Source organism: Novosphingobium sp. TCA1, from assembly GCF_009811895.1.
Lineage (GTDB): Bacteria > Pseudomonadota > Alphaproteobacteria > Sphingomonadales > Sphingomonadaceae > Novosphingobium > Novosphingobium panipatense_A.
Genome location: NZ_BLJH01000071.1, coordinates 1 through 6961, shown reverse-complemented (window position 1 = coordinate 6961; position 6961 = coordinate 1). Strand labels below are relative to the sequence as shown.

Sequence of the window (6961 nt, the reverse complement as noted above, 5' to 3'; positions counted from 1 at the left end):
CGCCTCAGTCCAGCTTGCGTCCATACGCATTTGGCTGCGCCATAATGAGTCGGTGGCCTAGGTCAAGTCAGCCCCGGCACACCCGTCACTTCGTCGATCGCAGATCGACCGCACCTGCCTTCAGGCCCTCAGCCGTGGCGGTGACGGTGAAGCGCCCATTGCCCGCACCTCTGACCAGACCGACCGCAACGCCGTCCTGCACCGCGCGGTCGGGTGACGAGAAGGGCGTATGATCGACCGATGAGCCATTGTCGGTCGCGATCAGCTGCCCCGTCCCCTTGACGGCGAAGTGCAGGCGGGAATCGGCCGAAGGTACGGTGACGCCGTTCGCATCGACCACACGCGCGCGGACATAGACCATGTCGTCGAACGTGGAGCCGACCGTCGGCAGATCCGCCTGCAGATCGATACGCACCGGTTTTCCTGCCGTCCTCAGCCGGTCGGACACAGCCTCGCTGCCGGGATCCCGGCAGGTTGCCCGCACTTCGCCAGGCGCATATCGCACTGTCCAGCGCCGCGGCGAGGCATCCGCGTTGATCGGCAGCGTGCCGAGCGAACGCCCGTTGAGGAATGCCTCGACCTGCCGGCAATTGCTGTAGACCTCGATCGTCTCGTCATGCGGGCTGCGATCCTGCGGCGTCCAGTCATCGAACAGGGCGACCTTGGGCTTGGGCGTGGCCACCGCGATCATGGTCGGCAGGACAGGCTGGTTTGGACCTCCGGCCCCATCGGTCGCAGGCCCGGCGGCAGCGGGATCGGCGTTGCGCACGAGATGCAGCACCGGCCGCTCCGACCACCAGCTTTCCCGCTCCATGCCGCTGATCTTCTGGCGACCGGTGCGATCGAGCAGCCCTGCCGGATTCTGGATATTCGGCCAGCCGGACCGATTGGCTTCGCCCAGATAATCCACGCCGGTCCACAGGAACATGCCCGAAAAGGGCGCATAGTCCCGCACCGGCACCCAGTTGCTACGGTTGTGCGCGTTCTCGGTGCCAACGATGCTGCGCTTCGGGTTCTGCCTGCTCGCGGCGATCAACTCGTTCTCGCGGTAGTTCTGCCCGACCACGTCGAGCATGTCGGCCAGACCGTTTTCATAATCCTTGGTGACGTTGGGGCGGAACAGCGCCATCGTCACCGGCCGCGATGGATCGGCAGCATGAATGATGTCGAGGATGCTGCGCAGAGCGGCCTTCGCCTGCACCGGATAGGCGGTGTCGTGGATCTCGTTACCGGCACTCCACAGGACAATGCTGGGATGGTTGCGATCCCGGCGCACCATGTCCAGCGCATCGCGCTTGTGCCAGTCGCCGAAGAAGAGGTGATAGTCCTCCGGCGTCTTGGCGACATTCCACTGGTCGAACAGCTCGTCCATCACGAGCAGTCCCAGCTCGTCCGCCAGGTCGAGAAATTCCGGGCTGGGGACATTGTGGGCCGTGCGGATCGCGTTGACGCCCTGCGCCTTGAGAGTGGTCAGGCGCTGGCGCCAGACCGCAAGCGGCACCGCCGCCCCCACCGCGCCGCCGTCATGATGCAGCGCCACGCCCTTGAGCTTGAAGTTGCGACCGTTCAGCCAGAAGCCCGTTGCCGGATCGAACCGGGCTTCACGTATGCCGAAGCGGACATCTTCATTGTCCAGCAAGGTGCCGTCTGCGGCCAGCACGCGGATGGCGGCGCGATAGAGCGCGGGATCGCTTATGTCCCAGCGGCGCGGCCGCGGCAGCGCGATCTCGGCAGGCAGGGCCCTGGTGCGGCCGGAGGCGATCTCGCTGGTCGCCGTCACCGTTTGGCCGACTTCACGCCCATCGGGATCGATCAGCAGAAGCTCGACTTTCGCCGCGACCGCAGCGCCAGTGTCGTTCTGCACCTCCGCAGTGACTGAAATCGTCGCCTGCGCATCGCTGATCGCAGTCGCACGCACATAGGCGCCGCCCTGCGTGACATGGACATCGTCGATCTCGATCAGGCGGACATGACGATAGATGCCCGATCCGGTGTACCAGCGCGACGAGGGCGCGGCGGAAGTGTCGGACCGCACGGCGATCACATTGCGGCCATCTGCCCGCAGATGGCGCGTCAGGTCATAGCGCTGGCTGACATAGCCCAACGGACGATAGCCGACGTGATGGCCGTTCACCCAGACGCCGCTACGCTCCATGATGCCGTCGAATTCGATGAAATAGCGTCGTCCCGGCTGCGGCTTCAGATCCAGGGTTCTGCGATACCAGGCGACTCCGCTGGGCAGAAAGCCGTTCTCTCCAGCGGCTTTCGCATCGGGATCGAACGGGCCGGCAATGGCCCAGTCATGCGGAACGGTAACGGCCTGCCAGGATGCATCATCCAGCGTGGGCGTTTCGGCGCCCTCTGGGTCAGCCTGGATAAAGCGCCAGCCGTCTGGTAACGGCGTGATCGTCCGGGGCTCGGCCTCGGCCACGCCGGTCGATGCCAGGGCTGCGACCAGCGCATGGAATATCAACACGCTTCCGAGCTTGCCCACACGCGCTTCCTCATCCTGTCCCTCGATGACGGTACTATATCTCCCTCTATTTGCAATATCGTTTCACAATACGGCCCGTATCTGCGATGTGCCACCAACAAGCACGCGAACAAGGCGGACAACGTCACCCGCTCGCCTCAAGACGCAGTCATCATGACGGCGATTGACTTCACCCGTGCCCAGAAGCGATAAGGCGGGAACGGGCAGTGCGGACGCCCGTCCAGACGGCTGCCGTCCAAGTCCGCTCCAGGTGCCGTGTCAACGGCGACGGGAGCGTGAACCATGTCGGATGCGATTGCTCAACAGACTGCCCGCCCACTTTCGCTGACCGGGCTTTTCCTCAAGTTCCTGCGTTTCGGCGCACTCGCGTTCGGTGGGCCGATTACCCAGATCGCCATGCTCCGCCAGGCCCTGGTCGAGGAAGAGCGATGGATCGAGCCGACGCGCTTCAACCGGTTGCTTGCCGTCTTGCAAGTGCTGCCCGGCCCGGAGGCGCATGAACTTTGCGTCCATTTGGGCATAATCGCACGCGGCAGAATAGGCGGTATTCTTGCCGGACTGGCCTTCATGCTGCCGGGCTTCCTGCTGATGCTCGCAGCCGGATGGGCCTATACCAGGTGGATTGCCGGCGAACCGTCCGTTGCGGGGGTGCTGCTCGGCGTGCAGATCGCGATGCTTGCCATCATATTGCGGGCAGTCGTTCGGATCGGCCAGCACGTTATCAGCGATCGCTGGCTCGCCCTTGTCGCAGGGGCCAGCCTGATCGCCACTTTGGCAGGCTTGCCGTTCTGGCTACCGCTGGTTGCCGGAGGCCTTGCCTATGCGCTGGCGTCCCGCCCGGTGCCGGCTCTGGCCATCGTGCTCATCGGCGCGGTGCTTGCCGTGTTGCTCTATCCGGCATCGGCACCGGTCGTGGGAACTACCGCCGCCCCAAATGCAGGCGCATCGGCCGCAGCCCTGTTCCTGACCGGACTCAAGGGCGGTCTGCTGACCTTCGGCGGCGCCTATACCGCCATTCCCTACATTCGAACCGGCACGGTCGGCCGCGGGTGGATCGACGATGCGACATTTCTGGACGGCCTCGCCATTGCCAGCGTTCTACCGGCTCCACTGGTCATCTTCGCGACATTCGCGGGCTATGTCGCCGGAGGGGTCACGGGCGCGCTCGCCATCACCGCAGGCATGTTTCTTCCCGCTTTCGCCTTTTCCCTGATCCTGTTCGAAAAGCTGGAGGCGATCGTCGAGAACCCGGCGTTGCATCGCCTCCTGGCCGGAGTGGCCGCAGCCGTAATCGGCGTGATCACGGCCACTTTCGTACAACTGACGCAGGCGACGGCAGAGCACATTGCGCAACCCTGGGTCGCATTCGCGCTGTTCACCGCCGCGCTGATACTCGTCTGGCGCGTCAAGGGCTTGTGGGTTACGCCAGCCATCGTCGCGGGCAGCGCCGTCCTGGGCCACGCGATCGCATTATGATCGGCTTACTGCCAAAAGCACTATACGCTTGATTAAGAAGTGGAAATTCGGGCAAGCTGAGCGCGATTGCGCCGACTATAGGCGCCGACCTTTCGCAGATCGCTGATGCCCGGTAGGCAAACCAGCAGGCGGATCTGCAAGGTTTCCGCCATGTCCATCGAGAACGCGGCCAAATCGGAAACGCACCCGTCTATACAATTTATTATAAGCTGTTTTTGCCGATAGCTTAACCTCCGCGATTGCATCGGGTCTAAGCCAAAAGAACGCTTCTTGTTTGCAGCACCGCTCACCTATCCTCTTGGAAACGAGGTTAGGGAGCTGGTGTGTGCGGCGATTCATGGATCTCTGGTAGAAGCGTCTGACGCCTCCACTGCAAGAAGCTTGGCCGCTTCCCTTGCACCCGCGAGCATCGGATGCCGTTCGAATACCAGGCGCGACAGGCCCAGTCGAAACGCCAGGGCCGTGCTTGGCAAAGCAGACTTCATTAATCCGGGGCGCATCTGCACGGGATGACCGAGCTATGCTGTTCCCCGTACAACGCATCAGACGGAGGCGTCAGTAACCAATGGAATTCGATAACATCGACTTCGTCATTATCGGGGCCGCGAAGTCGGCTACCACCTGGCTTCAGAAGCAACTGCAGTCGGACCCCTCGGTATACATGCCAGACCAGGAACTGCATTACTTCTCCCGGGAATACAGCCGCGGGGAAGACTGGTATCTGTCGCAGTTCGGCGAGGAGGCATCGGGGCGAACCATCGGCGAGAAATCGAATTCCTACCTCTACGAACCTGAAGCGGCGGCCCGCCTCCACCGGCACCTGCCGCAGGCGAAGCTTATCGTGCAGCTACGCAATCCCGTGGAGCGGGCCTATTCCAACTACTGCATGCTGTTCAGGCGCGGCGAGGTAGGGGGTGACATAGGAAACTACATCGACCCCGCCCTGGGTGAGAATACCCGTTTCCTGGGCGCCGGAAACTTCGCGACGCACCTCCAGTCCTACATCGACTTGTTCGGGCGAGAGGCACTTCTCATCCTGTTCATCGAAGGTGTGCTGGACGACCCCGCCAGGCAGGTGTCGCGGGCGCGAGCGCATCTGGGCTTGCCGCCGCGACCGCTTGCGCAGAATGGGCAGGAGAAGGTGAAAGACAGGACCGCGCCTGTGGTGCCCGCGCGACTGCGGAAACATCTTGCTCGGGTGAAACCGATCACCCGCCCGCTGCGGGGAACTCCGGCCTACCAGGCCATTCGCAAGTTGATTGCGCGAGAAACCCAGTACCCGCAGCTGACAGACGAGCTGCGAAAGCGTCTGAACGATTACTACAGTCCGTCCATCGAAGCACTGGAGCAGATGAGCGGTCAGTCGCTCAGCCGCTGGTACGCGCCGATGGAGCGGGCCGGCTGATAAGTGCCGCATCGAAGCACTGAGACAGATCATTATTACCGGGGAAGGTTGGGCAATATGAAGACGTTTATCATCACTGGCGTTCAGATGCGGAACAAGGGATCTCAGGCGATGTTCCTTTCCCTGAGCTACTCCTTGAAGGCCATCTACGGCGAGTGCGAGGTAATCGGCTTCGCCAACAAATACGACGTGCCGGAGCAATATACCTTCCCGCTGATGCCTTACGATGATTACACCCGGTTCGTCCTCAAGTATCGGCTTTATAACGTTCCCTTGCTTGTGCCTGCTTTGACGCGCCTTGTCGGTATCGTTAAGAAAAACGACAAATGGCATGGCAAAGTTTCCGAAATGAGGAAGGCGCTCCGAAAAGCCGATGCCATTTTCGACGCCAGCGGATACACGCTCGGCTCAGGGTGGCCCAAGCAAAGCGGAAGAATACTGCTCGACACCATCAGGCTCGCCAAGCGCTACAAGAAAAAGATAATTCTCATGCCGCAGAGCTTCGGCCCCTTCAATTGGGGGGAGGCGGATGACTCGGCTTTTGTCGATGAGGTGAAGAAAGAGCTGACCTACCCTCTGAAAATCTATGCGCGCGAGCGCGAAGGGTATGATTGCCTTACCTCTCTCGGCCTGAACAACGTCGAACTATCGCCGGATATGGTGATCAGGGAGAACCTTTTTCCTGAGACCAACCAGATCTTTATGGAAAAGGGCGATAGCACGAATGAATACCCTACTCGGGGATCGGTTGGGTTCATCATAAACAAGAACGTGTTCAGGATCGGCGATCCTTCCGCCGTCTTCGATCTTTATGCGAAAATACTCTCGAAACTGATCGAAAGCGGCGAGAAGGTGTACATTCTGAACACATCCACCGCTGACGAAGACCTTGTTGAACGTGTTCTCGGCAAGGTGAAAGATCGCCAGAAGGTGCATATGATTTCCGGCGAATATTCAAGCCCCGAGCTGATCGATATCATCGGGCGCTTCAAATATGTCGTCGCCTCGCGCTATCACTCGGTGGTGTTCGCTTATCGAAGCGGCGTCCCTGCGGTCATCCTGGGATGGGCCCGCAAATATGCGGACCTGGCCGCGCTGTTCCAGCAGCAGGATTACGTTTTCGACATCAGAAGCCCCAACGCCGCCCACATTCTCAAGGGCGTGGAAGACATGGCGGCGAATTATGAGAGTGAAGCGAAACGCATAAAGACGGGCCTCGAAGATGTTCAGGCGTCATCGGTGGTGCTGGATGCCGTAAATGCTCTGGATCAGCAGGGTTCGGCAACAACAGTAACGGTGCATCATCCAATCGCGTCCGCAAGCGTGAACGGGCAACCCGCTGCAATGCTTATGTAAAGGTGGGGTAGAGGCTTTTTGGACGGCCGGGATCAGTAAGGTGACTGACTCCTAGCGCCCGTAATTTGACGCATAGATTCGAGCATAAACGCTTTGCGCCGAACTCAACTCAGACAATGAGTCGGATTGCGTACTTAATCGAATTTCGGTCCGGCAAAGCTGCCAGTTTTAGGCCGCGTTGACATAAGATTTCAGCCATAGGCGCACTGCGGCGAGGTTGAGAAAGCTCT

Annotated in this window: 4 protein-coding genes; 3 read left to right on the top strand and 1 reads right to left on the bottom strand. The window is 60.8% G+C overall.

Annotated features, from left to right (window positions below; genetic code table 11):
- Positions 1-85 precede the first annotated feature (85 nt).
- Entirely contained in the window at positions 86-2494 is a 2409-nt protein-coding gene (locus NTCA1_RS27515; RefSeq protein ID WP_201282620.1) for a glycoside hydrolase family 2 TIM barrel-domain containing protein, read from the bottom strand.
- Positions 2495-2776: 282 nt separating this feature from the next.
- On the opposite strand from NTCA1_RS27515, the gene chrA reads away from it, so the two are divergent.
- The 3 genes from chrA (at position 2777) to NTCA1_RS27500 (ending at position 6731) form a co-directional block, all read left to right on the top strand.
- Entirely contained in the window at positions 2777-3970 is a 1194-nt protein-coding gene (gene chrA / locus NTCA1_RS27510; RefSeq protein ID WP_159832429.1) for a chromate efflux transporter, read from the top strand.
- Positions 3971-4535: 565 nt separating this feature from the next.
- On the top strand, positions 4536-5375 hold the full coding sequence (locus NTCA1_RS27505) for a sulfotransferase (RefSeq protein ID WP_159832428.1): 840 nt from the start codon (positions 4536-4538) through the stop codon (positions 5373-5375).
- A 57-nt stretch (positions 5376-5432) separates the two neighbouring features.
- Positions 5433-6731, top strand: coding sequence for a polysaccharide pyruvyl transferase family protein (locus NTCA1_RS27500; RefSeq protein WP_159832427.1), 1299 nt, complete (start codon positions 5433-5435; stop codon positions 6729-6731).
- The last annotated feature ends 230 nt before the right edge of the window (positions 6732-6961 follow it).

Excerpts from the sequence above, each read along its gene's own strand:
- chrA (WP_159832429.1), top strand. The coding sequence starts at position 2,777 with ATGTCGGATGCGATTGCTCAACAGACTGCCCGCCCACTTTCGCTGACC.
- NTCA1_RS27505 (WP_159832428.1), top strand. The coding sequence starts at position 4,536 with ATGGAATTCGATAACATCGACTTCGTCATTATCGGGGCCGCGAAGTCG.
- NTCA1_RS27500 (WP_159832427.1), top strand. The coding sequence starts at position 5,433 with ATGAAGACGTTTATCATCACTGGCGTTCAGATGCGGAACAAGGGATCT.